Source organism: Geomonas subterranea (assembly GCF_019063845.1).
In the GTDB taxonomy this organism is placed as follows: domain Bacteria; phylum Desulfobacterota; class Desulfuromonadia; order Geobacterales; family Geobacteraceae; genus Geomonas; species Geomonas subterranea.
The window spans coordinates 518,533-541,119 of the sequence record NZ_CP077683.1; the positions used below are offsets into that span (position 1 = coordinate 518,533).

Below are 22,587 nucleotides of genomic sequence, written 5' to 3' on the forward strand. Positions count from 1 at the left end.
ATTACGCCGCGCGTGTCGCCGGCTCGACGGGGGGCTCCACGCTGTCGCTCTTTATGTAGGCGAAGGGGCTCTTCGCGTACCACTCCTTCTTGTAGGCGTCGCGCACGTTCTGGCTCAGCTTCTTGTTGAAGTTGTGATTCTTCAGGTTCCTCGCCGCCTTCTTGGCCACCTCGTAGAAGCCGCGGTAGCCGAGGTAATGGTCGAAGATCCTGAAGATGGTGATGCAGGGGTAGCCAAGGCGCGCGGCCCAAGCGTTGTCGAAGACGTGACCGCAGAAGAGGTCGGGCTCCACCTTCTTGAGCAGGTTCACCAGTTCGAAGGGCTGGAAGTTCGCGATGTCGATGGGGAAGTCCTTCCCATCCTGCGCCTGGACCAGCTTTCGGTAGAAGTCGGTGCCGAAGTCATCGTGGTGGTAGGAGCGCAGCCCCACGATCTCCATGCCCAGTTCCTGGAACAGGCCGCCGGTGACCAGCGCCCGGAACTCGCCGGCCGAGAGGAAGACGCGGACCCCCTTCAGCTGCGGCAGGAAGCGCTGCACCGCCTGCCTTGCCTTGGCCTCTTCCGTCTCGATGAACGCGAGCGCCTTGTCCTCAAGCCCGAAGTGGCGCGCGATGTCGAGCACCCAGTTGCGGGTGTTCTCAAGGCCGATGGGCATGTCCTTGAGGACATAGGGGATGCCGTATTCCTCGTGGAGGTACTCGATCAGGTAGTCATCGTGGGTCGGGCAGACGCTCACGTTGAGGTCGGCCTGGGTCATGCTGCGGATCTTCTCACGGTCGGCGAAGTTGGGTCCGATGACGACGTCGATGCCGATGGCGTTCAGGATACGCTCCAGCTCCAGTTCGTCCGGCTTCCCCATCGAGGCCAGGTTGATGATGTTGACCTGCGGGCGCTCGCCCGGCTTTCTCGGCGCCTTCCTGGGGGGCGGCCCTTCTTTGTCCCTTTCGATGAAGCCGTTGAACATGGCGTGGAAGGCGACGTCGTAACCGGTGGCCCAGACCTTGGTCTTGAACCCCTCGCAGTGCGAGTACAGTAGCGGCGTGTCGATCTGCGGCCTCAGCTTCTCGATGACCCCGACCAGGTCGTCGCCGATGATGGAGGGGGTGCAGCTCTGCAGGACGATGATGGACGCCGGGCGGTACTTCTCGTGCACCGCGAGGATGGTCTCCTCCAGGCGCTTTTCGCCGCCGTGCACCACGTCCGACTCGTCCAGGTTGGTGGTGAACCAGAGGCTGTCCTTGGCGTTGGGGTTGCCGCGCAAAAGGTGGTGCAGCTTGATGCTCGTGTTCATGGCGAACCCGGTCGAGCCGCAGCCGATGGCGCCGTGCACGATCACCGCGGTCTCCGGAAGGGTAAGGAGCATGCCCAGCGTCGGCAGGAGCTGGCACAGGCCCGCCTGCGAGAAGCCGCGCTCGTTGTTCTTGAGGCAGATCTTGTCCTGTCCGCCGATGCCGCTTGCGCACCCTCCGTGCGCCATGCAGGCCTGTACCCGGTCCTCGCGGCCGGGGACCACCTTGTCCGTCTTCAAACCCATGGTGACCATCTCCTTGTTGGTTGAGGTTGCTCCCGTCCCGCCTCAGGGGCTAGGGGAGCGGGACCGGCGGCGGGACGAAGGGCGCCCCCGCCACCTGTTTGTGTTCCGGTTCCAGCTCTATGGTGGGGACGACGCTCATGCCGACCCGCAGCAGATGCCCCGGGTCGCTTCCCGGCTCCAGGGCGATTTTCACCGGGATGCGCTGCACCACCTTGACGAAGTTGCCGGTGGCGTTTTCCGGCGGCAGCACCGAGAAGGCCGCTCCCGCGCCTGCCATGATGCTGTCCACCCGTCCGTGGAAGGTCCTGCCGGGGTAGGCGTCGGCCGTCAAGCTGACCCTGAGCCCCGGCCGCACCCCGGCAACCTGTCCCTCCTTGAGGTTGGCGGTGACCCAGATCTGCTGCAGCGATACCAGGGTGAGCAGCGTCCGCCCCGCCTCCACGTTGCTCCCGGGTTCCACCGCCTTGCGGGTGACGTAGCCGTCGCACGGGGCGACGATCCTGGTGAAGGCGAGCTGCCGCCGCGCCTCCTCCAGCGCCGCCTGCTTTGCCCGGACCTTGGCGGTTGCGCTGACGCTCCGTTCCAGTCCGGCCTCGGCCCGGGCCTTGCGCCAGGCCTGCTCGGCCTCCTTCAACTGGTGCTGAGCGGTGAGCCTTGCCGTAGCGAGCTGTTCCACCTGCTCCCGGGCCACGATGTCCTGTCGGAACAGTTCCTCGGCCCGCTTGAGGTCCCGTTCCGCCTGGGCGAGCCGTACCCTGGCGATATCGGCCGCGGCCTCGGCGCCGCCGATCCTGGAGAGGTCCGCGCTGCTCTCGTCGCGGACGACACCAAGGTCCGCTTCGGCCTTGCGTACCGCGATCCCGAAATCCTCCGGCTCCAGTTCCACCAGGAGCTCCCCGTGGCGCACGTACTGGTTGTCCTGAACCAGGACCCGCCGCACCATTCCCCCCACCCGCGGCGAGATTGCGGTGCTGCTTCCTTCCACGAAGGCGTTGTCGGTCCGGACGTGCCCCGCCTCCCAGAGCCACCAGCGCACGCTACCCGCCGCGGCCAGCGCCGTAAGCGCCAGCGCGAAGAACAGGGCGCGGTAACGGGCCGGCACGGGTGCTGCCTGCGGCATGGGGATGTCGTCCTCCAGAACCTGGTCCATCTCTCGTGCTCCTGTATCGATCTAATGCTGGTGTTTCCCCCTCCCCTTGCGGGAGGGGGTAGGGGGTGGGGGTAGGTGCCACATTTGCGGTCATGGCAAGGTCACCCACCTCCCAGCCCCCTCCCGTCAAGGGAGGGGGAGAGCTGGAAACAGTTCCATCCTGATAAATGCAGGTGTCCAATCGGACGGCGCTCGGTTGGTTCGGCTCCGCGACCGTCGTAGGCTACTGGAAGCTGTTCAGGATCACCGTGTAGATGTCCTCGGCCAAGGTGAGCCCGCCGTCGTAGCCCGCGTAGCTGCGGTTCAGCACCAGGCGGTCGCTCACCGGCAGCGATACCGAAAGGGGGTAGCCCTGCAGTTCCCGTGTGATCACCTTGTCCCAGGTGCTTCCGAGGATAAGCGGCCTCTCCCTGAACTTGAGCCCCTGGATCACCTCCCTGATGGCGCCGCCGTCGCTGGTGAAGATGACGGGGGAGGGGATGCCGGCCACCTCGTCCTGGAACTCCGCCTCGATGCGCTCCCGGTGCTGGTCGGGCACCTTGTCGGTGACGAACTGAGCCTCCGGGATCAGCCCCAGGTCGTTGACCAGGAACCGGGACAGCCCCAGGGCGAAGCCGCTGTCGGCGATGGTGATGAAGTGCCCCGGCTTGAAGCGCGTTTCGAAGAAGAGGTCGGCGGCGCGTTCCATGTAGTAGTAGTAGCGGGATTCCTCCCGCGCGATGGCCGCCTCGACCAGCGCCTCGTCGATGCCGGCGTAGGCGGCGACACCCCTGAGGAAGCGCCCGGTCTCGGTGGCGCCGACCGGCAGGGCCGGGTACTGGTAGAAGGGGATGCCGAAGCGCCGCTCCAGGTGCTGCACCGTCTTCAGTCCCAGCCAGGGGTTCAAAAGCAGGTTGAACTGGGCGGAGGGGATGCTCCTCACCGACTTGATCCCCTGGCCGTGGCCGTAGATGAGGTTCGGTTTGAGGCCGATCAGCTTCAGCAGGTTGCCGATGGTCTCCAGGGTCGCGGCCCAGAACGGGTCCTGGTAGGGGAGCACCGACCAGACGTTGACCAGGCCGGGCTCCACGGCGTCAGCAGGTTCCAGGAACTGGTCGATGATCGATTCCCACAACAGCTCCTGGCCGAAATAGTTGTTCCCCTTGAAGCCGCCGGTCTCGACGTGCACGATGGGGGCTCCCTGCTCCCGGAAGCCGCGCACCACGTCGCCGGTGTCATCACCGACGATGTCGGCGGTGCAGCCGGTGAGCACGACGAAGAGGTCGCCGTCCATGACCTTGAGCGAGTTCTCGATGGTCTCGCGCAGCCGCTCTTCCCCGCCGAAGACGATTTCGTTCTCGGTCGAGTTGGAGCAGGGGACGCTGTGCCCCCCGGCGTAGCCGGAGCCCTGGAAGCCGTTGCCGCTGGAAAGTGCGCTCCAGAGCTTTTGACCGCAGCCGGGGCCGGCATGGATGATGGGGATGGCGCGCTCTATGGCGGCTACGGATTGCAGCGCCCCAAGGGCGCAAACGTTGCGTATCTGTTCGACTACATCGGGCATCAGGCGGCCTCCTCCTGGGAAAGGAAATGGTAGGGGTTCTGCTCGAACCACCACTGCTGGTAGGGGAGCCGGACCCGCTGGGCAAGGTTGTTGACGAAGCGGCGGTTGGCCAGGGCGTCGGCGATGCGCCAGCCGAAGTTGACCAGGCCGCGGTAGCCGAAGGCGGTGTACTCGTCCATGACGGGGATGGTGACGATCCCCTGCTTGGCCGCCCACACGGAGCTGCCGGGATGGCGGGAGAAGTAGAGGTCGGGCTTTAGTTCCTTGAGCAGGTTTGCGATCTCGAAGTTCTGCTGTTCGCCGATGCCGAAGGGGATGTCCTGGTGCTCCGTCGCCAGCTCCGTTGTGATGGCAGGCTGGCTGCCGTGGTCGTAGTGCTGGTCGTAGTGCCAGCTCGCCGCGTAGAGAACCTTGATGCCCAGCTCCTCGAGGACCCGGATATAGGAGAGGCTGAAGCCCGGGCCCATGCCGATCACGGCGGTGGCGCCGGCCAGTTTCTGCCGTACCTGGGCCAGGTCGTCCTGCACCGCGCGCTTTTCCTCCACGATGAGCGCCTCGATCTCCCGCTCTTTGCCGACCGCCTGTCCCAGTCCGCGCAGCCAGGCGTCCATGCCGGCGAAGCCGTGCGGCGGCGTGCTCTTCACGTATGGGACGCCGTACTCTTCCTCGAGCGCCGTGCCGAGGTAGCTGCCGAGCGTGCCGCAGATGGTGAGCGAGGCGGCGGCCTCGGAAATGCGCTCCAGTTCGCCCACGGTGGCAAAGGGGACCACGAAGACCGGCTTCAGCCCGACCCGTGCGAAGAGATCGGTGATGTAGGCCCGTGCCGAGCCGCGGAAGTTGATGATGTTGACCAGCTCCTTGCTCTTCTGCTCGGGCGGCTTGACGATGCGGGTCAGGATGGCATGGAAGGCCGCGTCGAACCCGGTGGCCCAGACCCTGCTCCGGAACCCCTCGCAGTGCACCGGCACCACCGGAGTCGGGATCTCGTCCTTCAACTCGTCGATGACCCCTTGCACGTCGTCGCCGATGATGCCTGAGGCGCAGGAGGTGGTGACGAAGATGGCCTTCGGTTTGAAGCGGCGCCATGCCTCACGTATGCCGTCCTTGAGCCTCTCCGCGCCGCCGAAGACGGTATCGGACTCACCCATGTTGGTGCTGATCATGCTGACGTTGCTGTAGGGCCAGTTGCGGTGGAATTGCCCGTAGTGGTAGCCGATGTTCTGGTACAGCGAGTCCCCCAGGCAGCCGAGCGGGGCGTGGTTGACCACGGCGGCGTCGACGATGCCGGAGAGGAGCGTCTGCGCGCACCCGGAGCTGCAGGAGCTGGTCTGGGCGAAGCTCCGCTCGCGGTTGGAGAGGCAGCACCCCGGCGCCGTGCGAGCCGCCAGGTCGTGCACCGAACCGCTGTAGCCGGTGATGGCGTCCAGGCGGAGCTCCCGGATGGGGGCCTGTGCGATCTTCGTGTTGATGGCCATGGATAAACCTCCTTAGGATGCGCAGCCGCCGCCGATCAGGCCGACCGCGTCGGCGCGGCACTGCTGGCAGCCGCGGAACTGCGCGATGATGGATTCGTTGGCGGAGCGGACCTGTTCCAGGTGCTCCGGGGTTGGGCGCGGCACGTGGGCCAGGTCCGCCTGCGGGATGATGGGCATCACGTTCATGACGAAGGCGCCGGCCTCGCTGACCCGTTGCGCGATGCGTTGGATCTGGTCCTCGTTGATGCCGGGGATGAGCACCGTGTTCACCTTGACCACCATGCCGTGCTCCGCGGCGAGACGCACCCCTTCGAACTGGTTCCTGATCAGGATCTCGGCGCCCTCGACGCCGTTCAGGACGCTGCCGCGGTAGCGTACCTGCCGGTAGATCTTCGCAGCCACCTCAGGGTCTACCGCGTTGATGGTGACGGTAAGGCTGTGCAGGTTGATCCGGGAAAGTTCCTCGATGCGGTCGGGGAGCGCGAGCCCGTTGGTGCTCAGGCAGAACAGGAGGTCCGGGAACTCCTGCTGCACCAGCCGGAAGGTCTCGAAGGTCTCGTCGTTCGCCAGCGGGTCCCCCGGCCCGGCTATCCCGATCACCTTGATGATGGAGCCGAAGCTGGGGCTTGCCATCACGCCGCGCACCTGTTCCAGTGCCTCCGACGGGGTGAGGAGCCTGCTGGTCACGCCGGGGCGCGACTCGTTGGCGCAGTCGTGCCTGCGGTCGCAGTAGCCGCACTTGATGTTGCAGCGCGGAGCTACCGCGAGATGGATGCGTCCGTTTTTGTGTCTGTTCCCGCCGAAGCAGGGGTGGCCGTGTACTACCCTGTCCTTCGTGCATGATGTCGCCATGATCGTTGTCTCCTGGAAACAAAAAAGGCCGAGGTGAACTACCCTCGGCCTCCGGTTGTCCGGTCGGCCCCAGCAAGGTGCAGAAACGAAAAAAGGCCAGGGAAATTTCCCTGGCCTCCAGTTGTCTGGTGAGCCTTAGCTGAGTTTGCTGCTTTGAATTGTGCTGCGAGCCTATACCATCGATTCCGGGTTGTCAATAGAAAATTATTCTTACTCTATCGAATTTATAGAAAGAGCGGCTGCTACAGAAGTTGCTGAAATGGTACAACTTTTTACGATGGGTTGCGGGTCGTCGCGGGTGTTAGTCCCATTTTTACCGTTGACAGTGAAAAAAACGTGTGCTACTTCGGCATCATGAATCATGGGTAGCAGGGAGCGAGGGAAGGGTAAGGCGATCCATCTTTCTAGCGACCAAGGACCCGACATAGCTGACCAGAAAACTGGAGGCCGAGAGAGAACCGCAGCCGTTCTCACTCGGCCTTTTTTTATTTACGCGCAGGGCTCAGGTCGCGGTTTCGCGCAGTGTGGCTGTCAAAAAAAGGAGATCAGATACGGTGAAAGTAGCGGTAGCGACAAGCGATGGTGTCACCATCAACGAGCATTTCGGGCAGGCGCGCGAGTTTCGCCTGTACCGGGTGGAGGATGACGGCAGCTACGAGCTGCTGCAGGTACGGGCGATCCCCAACGCACCGCTTGATCCCGCGCGCACACACACGGCGGAAACCACGGTGGAGCAGCTCGCAGACGTTGACGTGGTGCTGGTGAGCCAGATCGGTCCCCATGCGGTGGCGAGCCTCGGCGCGCGCGGCATCAGGTCGTTCACCGTGAAGGGGAGCATCGATAGCGCGCTGACGGCGTACGGCAAGCGCCACAAGCTGCTCGATCTTGACATTCCCGGCGTATCCGGCTGCCGGCCAACAGGTAGCTCCTGCGGCTGCTCGCAAAGGGGGTGCAGGTGATGGGCGCGCAACCGTTCCAGGAAACCATGTCCTCCAAGGAGCGCACCGTGGCCGCGCTCACCGGAAAGCCGTACGACCGCATCCCGGTGAACCTCCTCATCAGCGACCACGCGGCACGCGTCATCGGCGTCAGCGTAGGCGACTACAACAACTCGGCACATCTTTTGGCCCGCGGGCAGGTAGCCGCCTGGCGCAGGTACGGCACCGACAACGTCAACACCGGGCCGGGACTCACCGGCATCGCTGAGGCAATCGGGAGCAAGGTAGCCTTCCCCGACAGCACTCCCTACATCGCCGAGAACGTGGTGACGCAGGAGTCGGTGCTGGACGCCCTGAAGATCCCGGATCCGGAAAAGGACGGGCGCCTGCCGCTTTTCCTTGATGCGGCGACCCTGGTGCTGAAGGAGATCGGCGACCAAGTCCCCCTCGGTATGACCTGCGCGGGCCCCTTCACCACGGCGGCGGGCATCCGGGGTACCGAGAAGTTTCTCCGCGACCTGCGCAGGAACCCAGCCTTCGCCCATCGCCTCCTTCGGCTCTCGACCGAAAGTATCATCCGCTTCGCTAAGGCGGCGCTCGAGCGCGGCGCCCGCATTGGCCTCGCCGACCCGACCGCCTCCGGGACCATGATCTCGCCTGCGCTGTTCACGGAATTCGCGCTTCCCTACCTGAAGGAGGTCTGCGCCGCCATCAAGGCGGAGAGCGGCGCGGCTCCATCTCTGCACATCTGCGGCAACACCACCCGGATCTGGCCCGAGATGGCGGACACCGGCGCCTCGGTGCTGAGCCTTGACGACGTGGTCGATCTGGCGGACGCCAAGGCGGCGGTGGGGGACAGGGTCGCCCTTTTGGGCAACGTGCGCCCCACCGCGACCATGTACCTCGGCACTCCCGACGACGTCCTCGCCAACGCGAAGGAGTGCCTGGCGAAAGGGTGGGACAACCCGAAAGGCTACATTCTCGGGCTTGGCTGCGGGCTCCCCATCGACACCCCGCCGGCCAACATCGACGCCCTGGTCGCCGCCGCCCGGACCTACGGGCGCTGGCCTCTGGACCCGGCGCTCCTGGCCCAGGGGGAAGCAGCCTAAGGAGGGGGTATGGCAACTGAAATGACGTCCCTGGAGCGCGTGGATGCTCTGCTTGCCGGAAAGCAGGTGGACAGGATACCTTGTCATCCCTTCATCGGGGATCATGCCGCGACGGTTCTCGGCGTGCCGGTCTCTGACTACCATCGCTCCGCACGCCTTATGGCCAAGGCGCAGGTGGCCGCCTGGCGCCTTTACGGTCATGATTGGGTCGGCGTCGGGCCGGTTCTTGGGATTGCTGAGGCGGTCGGTACGGTGTTCCATTACCCGGAGCAGGCGGCGCCCTACATCGTGTCCCATGCCATTGCTGATCCTGTTGACCTCGATTCTGCTGTCCTTCCCGACGTAGCGGATCCGCGCATAGCGCTCTACCTGGAGGCGGTCCAGGCGATACACGCCGAAATCGGGGATCGTGTGCCGGTGAGCCTCAACGTTCGTTCCCCCTTCAGTACAGCGGCCAACTTGCGCGGCGCCGAGGAGTTGATGCGGGACCTTATGTACCGCCCCGCGTTCGCGCACCGGCTGCTCCGCTTCGCGCTCGACGCGACGCTCCCCGTCCTCGAGGCGGCCCCCGCCGGAATACGGTTCGGCACTTCCGACCCGGTGGCATCCGGCAGCCTTATCAGCCCCCGGCACTACCGGGAATTCGCCAAGCCTTACGAACAGGAACTGCTGGCTGCGATGAGACGGATCTCTGGATCGCCGGGGCTTTTGCATATCTGCGGCAACACCAAGAAGGTATGGGCGGATATGGCCGACACCGGAGCGGGTTTTCTTTCTTTGGACGACGTGGTGGACATGGCCGCGGCCAAGGAGGCGATAGGAGACCGTGCCGTGCTGGTCGGCAACGTGCGGCCGACGGAAAGCATGTTCCTGGGGACCCCGGAATTGGTCCGCGAGAATGTGCGGGAATGCGTGGCGGCGGCCGGTGATGCTCCCGGCGGCTTCATGCTGGCGGTCGGCTGTGGGCTCCCCATACCGACGCCGCCGGCGAACGTTCATGCCCTGGTGCAGGCGGCCAAGGAGTTCGGCAGCTTCGCACCGGACCGGGAGGTACGCGGTGCGCTCTGAAACAGGCAGCACTCGCATCATCGCCTGCGAGGTCATGAAGGAGGAACTGCTGGCGGTTCCGCTGCTCAGGGAGGTCGAGTTCGAGTTCGTCTCCATGGGGCTGCACCGCTGGCCGGACAAGCTGCACGAGGAGCTGCGCCGGCTCCTGGCCGGGACTGACGGCCTCCGGCGGGTGGTGCTCGCTTTCGGTCTGTGCGGCGGCGCCGTCTCCGGCCTTGCCGCGCCTTCGGCCGAGCTCCACATCCCCCTGGCACACGACTGCATCCCCCTTTTGCTCGGCTCCGGCTACTCCCATCAGTCGCTGCTGCAGGAGGAAAAGGGGACCTTTTTCCTCTCCGGCGGCTGGCTGGAAGGGGAGCGTACCGTCTTCAGCGAATACCGACGGGTGCGGGACAAGTACGGCGAAGTCAAGGCCCGGCGCGTCATGGCCACCATGTTCGACGCCTACCGCCGGCTGGTCTTCATCAGGACCGGGCATCCCCGCGAGGAGCAACACGCGGCGACCGGTCGGGAGCTCGCCTCCCTGCTGGGGCTCCAGTACCGTGAGGTGGGGGGACGGGCGGCCTGGCTGCATCGCATCGTCAACGGCCCCTGGGATGACGAGGCCTTCGTCACCGTCGCCCCGGGGGAGCCGCTTACCGAGGCCGCTTTCGGGATAGCAGCGGGCGTTGCCACGCTGCAAGGGGTTTGAACGGTTTTGAGGCAGACGAATTTCCCGACATTCAGGCAGCACCAGCGCCGCCGTGCGACGGCGATGCTGCTTACCGTCATCTACCTGGTGATGGCCCTGGGGCCGTTGGCGCCCCTCGCCCTGCGCTCACCCCACGTGGCGCACGCCCTGACCGGGGAGTGCGCCGGTGACTGCGACATCTGCGGCTGCGCGGCGGAAAAGCGCGCCAACCATACCTGCTGCTGTGCGCAGAAGAACAGGGCGGAAGCGAAGCAGACCATAGCGCGCGAATGCTGCAAACCCGAGCCGGACCACGGCGCCCCGGTACTGAAGTGCGGCTGCCCCTGCGGCTCGGACAAGCAGGCCACGCTGCTCAATTTCGACAAGAACGAACTCCTCCCCTTCATGTTTCACGCGGCGAATTTCACGCCGGTCATTCACGCCATCCCTCCCGCGCGGCCGAGACCGCTGGTCTCACGCTGCGGCGAGCCTGTTGAACCACCGCCACGCTTACTCCCTGCCTGATGACAACCTGGTTCGGATCGCCCTGCACCCCGCTGTCCGGGGGACCGGAAGGCCGGCGCGCGCCTGACGCCGCGCCCGGCAGCTGATCCGTAAGCGCGGAAACCCGGCGTCGCCATGCGGCCGGGCGTTTCCGCCCGATATCCACACGTCCCGTGGGCCGCACGGCACAGCTGCGCCTTACCGTCAGCGCCGCGCGCCTTCGCTCGACCTACCGGTCGGACTCCATCGGGAGTTCGTCCAGGCACAAGGAGTCGTCTGTCATGAGTACAGCAGCGCGTTTATATCCCCTTTTCCTTCTGTTTATTCTTTTCTTGATCTCCGGTTGCGGCGGCTCCGGCAGCGGTGCCGCAACCACCGACGTTTCAGGCACCGTCTTTGCCGGTCCGGTCACCGGGGCGACCCTCGTCGTCAAGGATCCGGGTGGCGCCGTGGTCGCCGGTCCCTTCACGGTCAGCTCCAGCGACGGTTCCTTCCGCGTTCCGGTACCCACGTCCTCGCTGCGGGGGGCGCTGATCTTCCAGGCTACCGGCGGCACCTATACGGACGAGGCGACCGGCACCACGGGCGTCCCGCTGGGGGCCTTCTCCGCCTATGCGGCGCCAGGGGCAGCCTCCGCTGCGCCTGTCACAATCGACCCGGCGAGCACCATCGTGCAGCAGCTCGTCGCCCGCGGGTCGAGCCTTGCCGCCGCCACCCGGGCCTTCGAGAACGCCTTCGGCTTCACCCCGGACAGCTCGACAGCCCCGGCCTTTGCCAACGTCTCCAGCAGCGCCGCGACCCCTTCCCGGCTGGCTGGGGTACACGCGGCCTACTTCAGCCAGCTCACCAAGGATCTGGCCCTAGCCCCGGAGAGGCAGTCCGAACTGGTGGCAGCGCTCGCGGATGACCTGGCGGACGGCACCCTTGACGGCAGGGTGGGCTCCCTTGCCGTGAGCACCAGTTCCGGCACGGTCCTACCCGAGGACATCGCCGTGCGCTTTGCCGCCGCGGCGGTCAACTACCTGAGCAGCCAGAACAACAAGAGCAGGCTCGCCGCGGACAAGATCGAGGCGCCCGTCTGCGGAACCATTTCGATCACGGCCAGCTACCGGGTCGAATACCTCGCTCCGGCCGGGGGTGACCTGGCGGGAAAAGACACCTTCCGCTTCAAGGTGACCAAGAGAAGCGACGGCTCCGCCGCGACCGGCCTCGCCTACGGAGTCGTCCTTTCCCCGCTCATGGTCATGGGGACGATGAGCGGGGCTACCACCTGGCCCAACGCCGTCGTCGAGACCGGCACCCCCGGCACTTACGCCGGCACGGTCTACTACAGCATGGCCACCTCCGGCATGAACATGTACTGGCGCCTGAGAATCGACATCGGGTCGGAAAGCGCCGTCTTCTACCCGAAGGTTGCGGCTCTCCCCGCCGGGAACACCGTCTCGGCCAAGCTCTCCAACAACGCCGACAAGGTCGGGGCCGGCAACCGGACCTACCGGATTTGGCGCGACAGCCTCACCCCCGCCAGCGACGGCAGGTACGACCTGAAGGTGTTCGTCTCCTCGACCGACGCGGGATACGCCCAGCCGGTGTTTCCCGGCCAGCAGTGGAGCGCCCCCCAGATGAGCCTCACCGCGGTGGAGCTGGCCATCTCCGGTGACGGGAGCAACTGGACCCCGCTCTCCGCCGAAGGGACGAGCGGCAGGTACGTAGCGGCTGCCCTTTCCCTCGCCCCGGGCAGCACATCGAGGTACTACCTGCGGCTGCGGATCAACGGCAGCACCTACACCACCAACGGCGGCACACCTGACGGCAACGCCAACCCGACGCTGAGCAACGGCTTCGCGAGCTTCAGCGTGACCCCCTGAACAGACGACCTTGACAGGGCGGGCTCCGGCGCACCGTCCCGGCCTGCCCAACCCGGTCCTTAAGGTGAACGGCCGGAATGCCTGCAAGTTCCGGCCGTTCACCTTACCCGAAGAACCTTGGAGGAGGAGCATGATGACAAACCGTAACGCCTGCCGCCTCGCCGCCGCGCTTTTCCTGGCGTCACTGGTCAGCGCCTGGGGCGGTCCCGGCGCCGCCCGGGCCGCTTCCTGCTGCGGCAGCGGTTCCAATACGACTTTGCTGGTGCCCAAGTATGCCACGGCGCTGGCCGACCTTTCCTTCGATGCCGAGAGCTACCACGGCTTTTGGAATGAAAAGGGGAGACATACCCCGGACCCCGCCGGGGCCGATCTGAACCAGTACCGGCTGAACCTGGCAGCGGCGTACCGTTTCCTGCCCGACTGGCAGTTCAGCCTCGCCGTCCCCTACGTCTGGAACGACAACCGCTACTCCGGCCTGTCCAGCCATACCAGCGGCCTGGGGGATACCACCGTCTCGGTGTGGTACGACCTCACGGACGATCAATCCCCCTGGCGGATCACATCCTGGCGCGACCTGACCCCCGCCGTGAGCCTGGGCGTCTCGCTGCTGCTGCCCACCGGGTACTCGCCCTACGACAACGTGAACAGCAGCTTCGATGTCACCGGGCGCGGCTTCTACCGCCTGGACGGCAACCTTCTGGTCGAGAAGGTGATCAAACACTGGGACCTGACGCTCTCCGCCAGTTACGGCAGCTACTTCGAGCGCTGGGTCAACCGGGAATACGGCAAGCTCGTGGAGCCGTACCGCAAAGAGCTCGGGGACCGCACCTCGCTCTCGGCGTCACTGGGGTACGGTTTCCCGCTGGGAAGCGGCGGTGACCTGCTGACCGCTACCGCCTCCTACGCCTACCTGGCGGAGAGCGAGGTGAGCTTCGACGGCCGGGCCGATCCCGGCAGCGCGTTTCGCAAGCAGTCGGTGGCTGGTATGCTCTCCTTCTCCGGCGCCGACCGTGATTGGAGCCTTCGCGCCGGATGGCGCCATGACCTGCGGGGTTCCGGCTGGGGGAGGAACTTCCCCAGCACCGACGTCTTGACGGTGGGGGTGCGCTATGTCTTTGGTTAGATGCGCGGCCATCGTGCTGCTGGTGGCTCTCCTTTCCGGCTGCGGCGACAACCTGACCCCTTCCGGCTCCGACCTGCGCCCCGCGCTCCAGCCCGGCAGCACCGGTCCAGCCGTGGGGCAGAGCGCGCCCCCCTTCGCGGTGAGCGACAGCTCCGGGGCGACTGTCACCCTGACCACGGCGCTGGCCGGACGCAAGGGGATCGTCCTCTATTGCACCATGTGGTGCTCGAGCTGCGAGGAACAGACCGCGCAACTGCAGTCGATGGCGGCATCGTTCCCGGAGGTGGGCTTCTACCTGGTGGACTACGTCTCCGGGACGGTGACGGAAGCGGCCACTGCGGCGGTTGCCAACGGCGTCACCGGGGCAGCGGTGGTCACGCTGGCGGACACGGAACACGCCCTGCTGAACGCCTTTCAAGGGACCATGGGGACCACAGTGCTGGTCGATGCCGCCGGGGTCGTTCGCATGAATGAGGATTTTCGAGACGGCGCCCGCCTGCGGGCCATGCTGGGCGCGCCGTCCCAACCCTAACCGATACGGGAGGATTCGACATGAAAAACGCATGGATGGCCGTTGTTTGCCTGGGGGTGCTGTTCCTTTGCTGCAGCGCGGCTCTCTGCGCGGACGACATCGCCAGCCGACGCTTCTGTGAAAACTGCGGCATGGACCGCCAGGAATTCGGCTATGCCCGGATGCTGGTCCGTTTCGCCGACGGTTCCCAGGTGGGGACCTGCAGCCTGCACTGCGCCGTGGTGGAGTTGGAAAAGCGCAAGCGGCAGAAGCTGCAGGCGATTCTGGTCGCCGACCGGGACAGCCGCGAGCTGATCGATGCGGCCGAGGCAACCTGGGTGATGGGAGGAAGCAAGCGCGGGGTGATGACCCGGCGCCCGAAATGGGCCTTCGCAAGGAAAAGCGCAGCCGAGGAATTCGTCAAGCAGCATGGCGGGACGCTGCTGGACTGGCAAAGCGCCTATCGCGCCGGCCAGGCGGACGCCGCCAGATGAGCCGGCCCCTGGTGGACGCCACGAAAAAACTGATGTAGAATCGCGTCACTTCCTGCCGGCGTGCCGGCACTGGAAGCAGAGATCCCTTCTCCTGCAAGCCCCGGATCTCCCAGTGCCGGCCTGCCGCTAACCTGCGGCAGCACACTTCTTTTTCCTGCCTTAGCCCCGCCTTTCCGGTCCATCCCCGGGTCCTGTCGCTGGTTGTTTACCCGTTCCGGTGTGAATCATTATCCTTTTACCACACTAAAACGCTAGATTTTTACTTGACAATACCGGCAGTGTGGTGGTAAACCATACTCCACCAATCCGATGGATTTATTGTGCTGAGGCGGGTGTCACTATGAACTCCGCTGGGCGACGTAGCAATATGGCGGCTGTAATAGAAGGGGGGAACCATGGCGGGGGCCAGCGGAAAAAATAACGTACTACCCGGTTTCACTCCGGCGCTCGGTTACACCATCTTCTACCTGAGCCTCGTGGTGCTGATCCCGCTTTCGGGCCTCTTCTTCAAGACCGCGACCCTGAGCTGGGCTGATTTCGTCGCTGCCGTAACCGCGCCGCGGGTGCTCGCTTCCTACCGGGTTACCTTCGGGGCTTCGCTTGCCGCCGCAGTCATCAACGCGTTCTTCGGCGTATTGGTCGCCTGGGTGCTGGTGCGTTACCGCTTCCCGGGCAGGAAGCTGGTCGACGCGCTGGTGGACCTTCCGTTCGCCCTCCCCACGGCGGTGGCCGGCATCACGCTCGCCAGCATCTACTCGCAAAACGGCTGGCTGGGGCGCTACCTGGAGCCGCACGGCATCAAGGTCGCCTTCACCCCCCTCGGTATCGCCGTCGCCATGGTCTTCATCGGCCTCCCCTTCGTGGTACGGACGGTCCAGCCGGTGCTGGAGGAGCTGGACCAGGAAATCGAGGAGGCCGCCTCCTGCCTCGGCGCCAACCGGTGGCAGACCTTCCGCCGGGTGCTTTTGCCGACCATGCTCCCCGCCATCCTGACCGGCTTCGCCCTTTCCTTTGCGCGTGCCGTCGGGGAGTACGGCTCCATCATCTTCATCGCCGGCAACATGCCGATGGTTTCCGAGATCACGCCGCTGCTCATCATCACCAAGCTGGAGCAGTACGACTACGCCGGCGCGACCGCCATCGCGACCGTCATGCTGGTGGTCTCCTTCGTCATGCTGCTCTGCATCAACCTCTTGCAGAAGTGGAGCAGGCGTTACGCGGAATAGACGGGCCTTGGGCGCCGGGAGGGACAGGACATGGTTGGCAAGGGATTTAACAAGAAGGAGAGGAAAGGGGCGACGGTCACTGAACCGGCCTGGGTACGCTGGCTGCTGACCGCGACCGCCCTTGCGTTCCTGGCGCTGTTCCTGGTGCTGCCGCTCGCCGCGGTGTTCAGCCAGGCGCTGGAAAAGGGATGGGAAGCATATCTCGCCGCGCTCAAGGAGCCCGACACCATCTCGGCGATCCGCCTTACCCTGATCACCGCCGCGGTCTGCGTCCCCTTGAACCTCTTCTTCGGCATCGTGGCGGCCTGGGCTATCGCCAAGTTCAGCTTTCCGGGCAAGAGCTTCCTGATCACGTTGATCGACCTGCCGTTCTCGGTCTCCCCGGTGGTCTCGGGCCTCATCTACGTGCTGATTTTCGGTCTGCAGGGATGGCTCGGCCCCTGGCTGCAGGAGCACGACATCAAGATCATCTTCGCCGTCCCCGGGATCATCCTCGCCACCATCTTCGTCACCTTCCCGTTCATCGCGCGGGAGTTGATCCCGCTCATGGAGTCGCAGGGGCGCGAGGAGGAGGAAGCGGCGCTGACCCTTGGGGCCAACGGGCTGCAGACCTTCTTCCGGGTCACCTTTCCCAACATCAAGTGGGGCATCCTCTACGGCGTGATCCTCTGCAACGCGAGGGCGATGGGGGAGTTCGGTGCAGTCTCGGTCGTTTCCGGCCACGTGCGCGGCTCCACCAACACCATCCCGCTCCAGGTGGAGATCCTCTACAACGAATACAGCTACGCCGCGGCTTTCGCCGTCGCCTCCCTCCTGGCCCTGCTTGCCCTGGTGACCCTCGCGGTGAAGACGGTGTCCGAATGGAAGATGCAGCAGACGATCACAGCAGCAGAGACAGAAAGGTAACCCCATGAGCATCGAAATCGAAGGCGTAAGCAAATCGTTTGGCACCTTTGCCGCACTGAAGGACGTGAGCCTCAAGGTCCCCTCCGGGGAGCTGGTTGCGCTGCTGGGCCCCTCGGGTTCCGGGAAGACTTCGCTGTTGCGCATCATCGCCGGGTTGGAGAACCCTGACAGCGGCAGGATCCTCTTCGACGGCGTGGAGGCCACCAAGCGCCAGGTCCAGGAGCGCCAGGTCGGTTTCGTTTTCCAGCACTATGCCCTGTTCCGGCACATGACGGTTTTCGACAACATCGCTTTCGGCCTGACCGTCAAGCCCAAGAAAAGCCGCCCCGGTAAGCAGGAGATCCGGGATAAGGTGCACAACCTGCTCAAGCTGATCCAGTTGGAAAACCTGGCCGACCGCTACCCGGCACAGCTTTCGGGTGGGCAGCGGCAGCGTGTGGCGCTGGCCCGGGCTTTGGCCGTCGAGCCTCAGGTGCTCTTGCTGGACGAGCCGTTCGGTGCCCTGGACGCCAAGGTGAGGCTGGAACTGCGCCGGTGGCTCAGGCGCCTGCACGACGAAATCCACGTCACCAGTGTCTTCGTGACCCATGACCAGGAGGAGGCGCTCGAGGTTGCCGACCGGATAGTGGTCATGAACGAGGGGCGCATCGAGCAGGAAGGGACGCCGTCCGAAGTCTACGATCGCCCGGCTACCCCGTTCGTCTATGACTTCCTCGGCAGCGTCAACCTCTTCCACGGCAGGGTACACGAGGGTACCGCCCAGATGGCGGGCATCGACCTGTCCTCCCCGGAGAACGCCTCCGCACACGACGCCCCTGCGATCGGCTACGTCCGCTCGCACGATATCGCCATCGAGCGGGACGGCAACGGTTCAGGCGCCATCAAGGCCGAAGTGCGCTACCTCCTCACGGTCGGCCCCCTGGTGCGCGTCGATCTGGTGCTCTCCGGCAGCGACCGAACCATCGAGGCGGAGCTGCCGCGTGACGAGGCGGACCGGCTTCAGTTGCAGGTGGGCGAGCAGGTCTACGCCCGGCCGCGCAAGATGCGCGTCTTTGTGGAGGACTACCAGATTTAGCAACACTCTATAAAAATTGTAGGATAGGTAGAAAATCGCTTGACTTGCTCAGGCGCAGGCGCTATGATCGGCGCCATCAGTAACGGTGGGGCTCCCAGAGCTTCATCATCATAAGAATGGTTGACCAGACAAACTGGAGGCCAAGGTAAACGATTCCCGCACGGGAGGCGCTACCTTGGCCTTTTTTCGTTTCGGGGCGCACGGGGAACACCGCCCCCGCCTAAAGCCCCCCTCCCTGTCCCTTCCCCTCCGGGGCGGGGACGCTTGGGCAGGTAGTCTGCCCCTCCCCCCGCTGGGGCGACACTTGGCAGCTACCCCTCCCCCGGAGGGGGAGGCTGGGAGGGGGAATGGGAGGGGGGAAGCTTTAGAAGGCTACAAAAACAGCCGGAGGTGCAGCGTGGAGTTGAGAGTGGCTTTAGCATCCAGTGACGGAATCTCCGTGAACCAGCATTTCGGCCGGGCCACCCGCTTCAGCATCTTCCGTCTCACCGATGGGGGCTGGGAGCACCTGGAGGACCGCGACAACAGCCCTGCCTGTGCCGGACAGGAGCATGCGGACGGGCTTCTGGAGCAGACCGCCGAGGTCATATCCGACTGCAGGGGGGTGGCCGTTGCCCGTATCGGAGTAACTGCCATGGACGTTCTCCTGGCACGGCGTATCTTCCCCTTCGTGCTGGAACTCCCGGTGGAAGAAGCCCTGCAGGTCTTGCAAAAATCGAAGCTCATTCACAGAGCCAACAATCCTTAAGGAGGGTGTCATGTCCAAAATCGCCAACAGTATCACCGACCTCATCGGGAGAACTCCCCTGCTGCGCCTTTCCACTCGCCAGTCCGGCGGCAACGCGGACCTGGTTGCCAAGCTGGAGTCGTTCAACCCAGGCGGTTCGGTGAAGGACCGCATCGGCTTCGCCATGATCAAGGCTGCCGAGGAGCAGGGGCTGGTCAACAAGGACACCGTGATCATCGAGCCCACCAGCGGCAACACCGGCATAGCCCTCGCTTTCGTGGCCGCTGCCAAAGGGTATCGCCTCATCCTCACCATGCCCGACACCATGAGCATCGAGCGCCGCAACCTCTTGAAGGCCTACGGCGCGGAACTGGTGCTGACCCCGGGCGCCAAGGGGATGAAGGGCGCCATCGAGAAGGCGACCGAACTCGCCGCGGCCACCCCCAACTCCTTCGTGCCGCAGCAGTTCAATAACGGCGCCAACCCGGCCATCCACCGCGCCACCACGGCCGAGGAGATCTGGGAGGACACCGCCGGCAAGGTCGATATCGTGGTCGCCGGCGTCGGCACCGGCGGGACCATCACCGGCGTGGGCGAGGTGCTGAAAGAGCGCAATCCGGCCATCAAGGTGGTGGCCGTCGAGCCGCTCGACTCGCCGGTCCTGTCCGGCGGCACACCGGCACCCCACAAGCTCCAGGGGATCGGCGCCGGCTTCGTGCCGGCGGTCCTGAACACGGACGTGTACGACGAGATCTACAAGGTGAAGAACGAGGAGGCGTTCGAGACGGCGCGCAGCTTGGCCAGGGAAGAGGGCCTCCTGGTCGGCATCTCCGCCGGGGCGGCTGCCTTCGCCGCGCGCCAGGTGGCGAGGCGTCCGGAGAACAAGGGGAAACTCATCGTGGTGGTGCTCCCGGACACCGGCGAGCGCTACCTCTCCACAGCGCTCTTCCAGGACGCGTAACCAGAGAAGTCACACTTTCAGAGCCGGGGATTCACCATGCACGAGATAGCTATACAGAACGTCAATTTTTCCTATGGCAGCCAAACCGTACTGGAGGAGATCAACCTTACCGCCCAGGCGGGGGAGTTCGTCTGCCTCCTGGGCCCTTCCGGTTGCGGCAAGAGCACGCTGCTGAGACTGCTGGCGGGACTCGGGCTGCCAACGTCGGGTTGCATCACTCTGGACGGGACGCCGATCACCGGCCCCGGCCTCGACCGCGGCGTCGTGTTCCAGGACTACAGCCTGTTCCCCTGGATGACCACCGGGCAGAACGTGGTCCTGGCCCTGAACCAGGCCTTTCCGGGCAAGAGCAAGGCCGAGCAGGCGGAGACCGCCCAGGCCTACCTGGAGATGGTGGGGCTAACCGACGTGTTCCACAAGCTACCCGGCGCCCTTTCCGGCGGCATGCGCCAGAGGGCTGCCATCGCCCGCGCCTTTGCGATCAACTCGCCGGTCCTTCTCATGGATGAGCCCTTCGGGGCGCTGGACGCCATCACGCGGGCCCGGTTGCAGGACCTTTTGCTGCAGCTCTGGCAGCACAACTCGCAGGAACGAAAGACCGTCTTCTTCGTCACCCACGACGTGGAGGAGGCGATCCTGCTGGCGAACCGCGTGGTGGTCATGGGGCTCAACCCGGGATCGGTGCGGGGCGTCTTCGAGGTGAACATCCCGCGCCCCCGCCAGCGCCAGGACCTCTACAGCAACCCCGCCTTTACCAGGTTGCGGGACCAGCTGATCCGGGAACTGAATGCCGACGTGCTCCAGGAACTGGACGGCGGCCGGACGGTGCAAAGTGCCGGGGAGGCGATCTGAGCATGCGGCGCTTGGGCACCCTCTTGCTGGCGGTATCGCTTGCGCTGCTCGCCATCGGCGTAAAGCCGGATTCCGCCCAGGCCGCCGCGGCGATCCGGCTGGGGTATCTGGATGACCCCGGCAGCGCCCTGGTCCTGCTCGCCGAGGCGGGGTCCCTGTTCAAGGAAGAGGGGCTCGAGGTCAAAACGGTTCGGTTCGACGACAGTGCCGCGGGTCTCGCAGCACTTGTCGCCGGAAAGGTGGACGTCGGTGCCTTCAGGGTAGCGGATACCTTGAAGGCCATAGCCAGGGGCAACCGGCTGCGGATCATCGCCGGCGGCGGTACCGACCGCACCGGGTCGCTTCTGGACGAGGTCGATACCTCGGGCCGCCTGGAGCGCGAGGAGCGCGGCATCGTGGTGACTTCGGCTGATCTCCCCGGGGCGCCGGACAAGGAGACGCTGGCCAAACTGGTGAGCGCGCTGATCAAGGCGGACCTGCTGCTGCACAACCATCCCGCCCGCGCCTGGAGCAGCATTCCCAGTCATCGCCCCCGTGAGGGGAGGTATTTCCGCTTCGACCCCGATCCCGATTACTATCGGCTGGCAGATATCTGGAAACGGCTGGACCTGCAGGCCCCGGGCATGGCGCGGAGCTTCCTCGCCGACCACGTCTACGACGAGATTTACTGTGACGCTCTCCACGACCTGAAGGAAGGGGAGGGGGAGTCTGACCCCGTGTTGAAGAAATTAGCTGACAAGGCGGTCTGTCCCCCCGACTGCTGCCCCACCGGCAAAAAGAAGAGTGCCCCCGAAAGCAACCTCCCCCTCCCTTGACGGGAGGGGGCCGGGGGGTGGGTGAAGCCGCAAGCTGTCGAAATGATGCCACCTTCCCCCCACCCCCTAACCCCCTCCCGCAAGGGGAGGGGGGATGACTTGGATGGTAAACACCCAATTAAGGAGGATTTCAATGAAACGGATATTCGCACTGGTTGTCATGATCGCCCTGCTGGCCGGCAGCGCCTACGGCGCCCCCCTCCCCAAGCTGAGGGTGGGGTACGTGCCGGAACCGGCCCACGGGCTTTACTTTGTGGCCAAGGAAAAAGGGTTCTTCAAAGACGAGGGAGTTGACGTTGACCTGTACCAGTTCGGCAGTGCCGCCGAAGGAATGGCGGCACTCAAGGCGGACAAGCTCGACGTCGGCACCTTCGGCACCACGGCCCCCCTGGTCTTCATCAGCAAGGGGAGCGAGTTCACCTTCATCGGCGGCATGATGATCGGCGGGCAGGCGATCATCACCCGTCCCGAGCGGCTCGCCGAGCTCTCCGGCAAGGACCTGAAGGTCTACAAGGGTAAGAAGATCGGCCTGGTCAAGCTCTCCACCGGCGACGTCATCTTCAAGGGCGCACTGAAGAGGGCAGGCATCGACTACAAGAAGGACGTCAACTTCGTCGAGTTCGGCAGCGTCGCGGCGGTGGTCGAGGCGGTCAAGAAAGGGGCGGTCGACGCCGGCCTCGTCTTCCCGCCGCACTTCTCGCTGGCGGAGAAGAACCACGGCCTGAAGGTCGCCCACTACATCGAGGAGTTCTATCCCGACTACACCTGCTGCCGCATCGTCGCCCCCACCGCACAGGTGAAGGCGAACCCCGACACCTACAGGCGCTTCCTGGCCGCGCTGATCCGCGCCTACCGCTTCTACAAGACCAACCCGGACGAGACGGTGAAGATCTACACCCGTGCGCTGAAGATCGACGAGGACATCATCCGCAACGAGACCTACGTGAAACGGGTGGCGGAATCGAACCCCGATCCCCTCAGGAAAGGGATCCTCGACTTCTGGCAGCACATCAGGGACGCGGGCTACATCACGCAGGACTACCCGATCGACCAGCACATCAACACGGCCCTGTACAAGCAGGCGCTCGACTCGATCGTTAAGCGTGAACCGAAGGACAAGGTGTACCAGCAGATGCTGGCCTTCTACAAAAAGAACAACTGAACGGCGCCTGCCGGCGCACAAGGAGCC

The 22,587-nt window shown here is 65.0% G+C and carries 22 protein-coding genes; 17 read left to right on the top strand and 5 right to left on the bottom strand.

All coding sequences use genetic code 11. The features are described 5' to 3' along the window. Position 1: 1 nt before the first annotated feature. The 5 genes from KP001_RS02265 to KP001_RS02285 form a co-directional block, all read right to left on the bottom strand. Entirely contained in the window at positions 2-1,534 is a 1,533-nt protein-coding gene (locus KP001_RS02265; protein ID WP_217287976.1) for a nitrogenase component 1, read from the bottom strand. A gap of 49 nt (positions 1,535-1,583) precedes the next feature. Continuing rightward, positions 1,584-2,684, bottom strand: coding sequence for an HlyD family secretion protein (locus KP001_RS02270; RefSeq protein ID WP_217287977.1), 1,101 nt, complete (start codon positions 2,682-2,684; stop codon positions 1,584-1,586). A gap of 223 nt (positions 2,685-2,907) precedes the next feature. Beyond that, complete coding sequence (locus tag KP001_RS02275; RefSeq protein ID WP_217287978.1) at positions 2,908-4,224, bottom strand: nitrogenase component 1; 1,317 nt, start codon at positions 4,222-4,224, stop codon at positions 2,908-2,910. Continuing rightward, complete coding sequence (locus KP001_RS02280; protein ID WP_217287979.1) at positions 4,224-5,699, bottom strand: nitrogenase component 1; 1,476 nt, start codon at positions 5,697-5,699, stop codon at positions 4,224-4,226. The genes KP001_RS02275 and KP001_RS02280 overlap by 1 nt, the downstream gene beginning before the upstream one ends. A 12-nt stretch (positions 5,700-5,711) precedes the next feature. Beyond that, positions 5,712-6,551, bottom strand: coding sequence for a radical SAM protein (locus KP001_RS02285; RefSeq protein ID WP_217287980.1), 840 nt, complete (start codon positions 6,549-6,551; stop codon positions 5,712-5,714). A 554-nt stretch (positions 6,552-7,105) separates the two neighbouring features. Between KP001_RS02285 and KP001_RS02290 the strand changes: the two genes are divergently transcribed. The 17 genes from KP001_RS02290 to KP001_RS02370 all read left to right on the top strand — a co-directional run bounded on the left by KP001_RS02290 (position 7,106) and on the right by KP001_RS02370 (position 22,560). Continuing rightward, a complete protein-coding gene (locus tag KP001_RS02290) occupies positions 7,106-7,510 on the top strand; it encodes a NifB/NifX family molybdenum-iron cluster-binding protein (RefSeq protein ID WP_217287981.1) in 405 nt (134 codons plus the stop codon). Next, positions 7,510-8,598, top strand: a complete 1,089-nt coding sequence (locus KP001_RS02295; RefSeq protein WP_217289532.1) for a uroporphyrinogen decarboxylase family protein — start codon at positions 7,510-7,512, stop codon at positions 8,596-8,598. The genes KP001_RS02290 and KP001_RS02295 overlap by 1 nt, the downstream gene beginning before the upstream one ends. Before the next feature lie 9 nt (positions 8,599-8,607). After that, a complete protein-coding gene (locus tag KP001_RS02300) occupies positions 8,608-9,666 on the top strand; it encodes a uroporphyrinogen decarboxylase family protein (protein ID WP_217287982.1) in 1,059 nt (352 codons plus the stop codon). Next, positions 9,656-10,357: a DUF1638 domain-containing protein gene (locus KP001_RS02305; protein WP_217287983.1), complete on the top strand. Its 702-nt coding sequence runs from the start codon at positions 9,656-9,658 to the stop codon at positions 10,355-10,357. Before KP001_RS02300 ends, KP001_RS02305 begins: the two co-directional genes overlap by 11 nt. Before the next feature lie 6 nt (positions 10,358-10,363). Next, complete coding sequence (locus tag KP001_RS02310; protein WP_217287984.1) at positions 10,364-10,861, top strand: hypothetical protein; 498 nt, start codon at positions 10,364-10,366, stop codon at positions 10,859-10,861. A 260-nt stretch (positions 10,862-11,121) separates the two neighbouring features. Continuing rightward, positions 11,122-12,708: a hypothetical protein gene (locus KP001_RS02315; RefSeq protein ID WP_217287985.1), complete on the top strand. Its 1,587-nt coding sequence runs from the start codon at positions 11,122-11,124 to the stop codon at positions 12,706-12,708. A gap of 133 nt (positions 12,709-12,841) precedes the next feature. Then, complete coding sequence (locus KP001_RS02320) at positions 12,842-13,831, top strand: transporter family protein (RefSeq protein ID WP_217287986.1); 990 nt, start codon at positions 12,842-12,844, stop codon at positions 13,829-13,831. After that, positions 13,818-14,363 carry a TlpA family protein disulfide reductase gene (locus KP001_RS02325; RefSeq protein WP_217287987.1) on the top strand — a complete coding sequence of 182 codons (546 nt, stop codon included), beginning with the start codon at positions 13,818-13,820 and terminating at the stop codon, positions 14,361-14,363. Before KP001_RS02320 ends, KP001_RS02325 begins: the two co-directional genes overlap by 14 nt. A 20-nt stretch (positions 14,364-14,383) precedes the next feature. Beyond that, positions 14,384-14,836, top strand: coding sequence for a nitrous oxide reductase accessory protein NosL (locus tag KP001_RS02330; RefSeq protein ID WP_217287988.1), 453 nt, complete (start codon positions 14,384-14,386; stop codon positions 14,834-14,836). A 395-nt stretch (positions 14,837-15,231) separates the two neighbouring features. Then, positions 15,232-16,062 (top strand): sulfate ABC transporter permease subunit CysT, encoded by an 831-nt coding sequence (cysT, locus tag KP001_RS02335; RefSeq protein WP_217287989.1) that lies wholly within the window; start codon positions 15,232-15,234, stop codon positions 16,060-16,062. Between the two features lie 30 nt (positions 16,063-16,092). Then, a complete protein-coding gene (gene cysW / locus KP001_RS02340) occupies positions 16,093-16,968 on the top strand; it encodes a sulfate ABC transporter permease subunit CysW (RefSeq protein ID WP_217287990.1) in 876 nt (291 codons plus the stop codon). 4 nt (positions 16,969-16,972) lie between these two features. Further along, positions 16,973-18,043, top strand: coding sequence for a sulfate/molybdate ABC transporter ATP-binding protein (locus KP001_RS02345; protein WP_217287991.1), 1,071 nt, complete (start codon positions 16,973-16,975; stop codon positions 18,041-18,043). 409 nt (positions 18,044-18,452) lie between these two features. Then, positions 18,453-18,791, top strand: a complete 339-nt coding sequence (locus tag KP001_RS02350; RefSeq protein ID WP_217287992.1) for a NifB/NifX family molybdenum-iron cluster-binding protein — start codon at positions 18,453-18,455, stop codon at positions 18,789-18,791. Between the two features lie 10 nt (positions 18,792-18,801). Next, the gene (gene cysK / locus KP001_RS02355) at positions 18,802-19,731 is read left to right on the top strand and encodes a cysteine synthase A (protein WP_217287993.1); all 930 of its coding nucleotides are present in this window, start codon (positions 18,802-18,804) and stop codon (positions 19,729-19,731) included. A gap of 36 nt (positions 19,732-19,767) precedes the next feature. Then, on the top strand, positions 19,768-20,583 hold the full coding sequence (locus KP001_RS02360) for an ABC transporter ATP-binding protein (protein ID WP_217287994.1): 816 nt from the start codon (positions 19,768-19,770) through the stop codon (positions 20,581-20,583). A gap of 2 nt (positions 20,584-20,585) precedes the next feature. Beyond that, complete coding sequence (locus KP001_RS02365) at positions 20,586-21,398, top strand: ABC transporter substrate-binding protein (protein ID WP_217287995.1); 813 nt, start codon at positions 20,586-20,588, stop codon at positions 21,396-21,398. Positions 21,399-21,531: 133 nt separating this feature from the next. Then, positions 21,532-22,560, top strand: coding sequence for an ABC transporter substrate-binding protein (locus KP001_RS02370; protein ID WP_217287996.1), 1,029 nt, complete (start codon positions 21,532-21,534; stop codon positions 22,558-22,560). Positions 22,561-22,587: the final 27 nt, after the last annotated feature.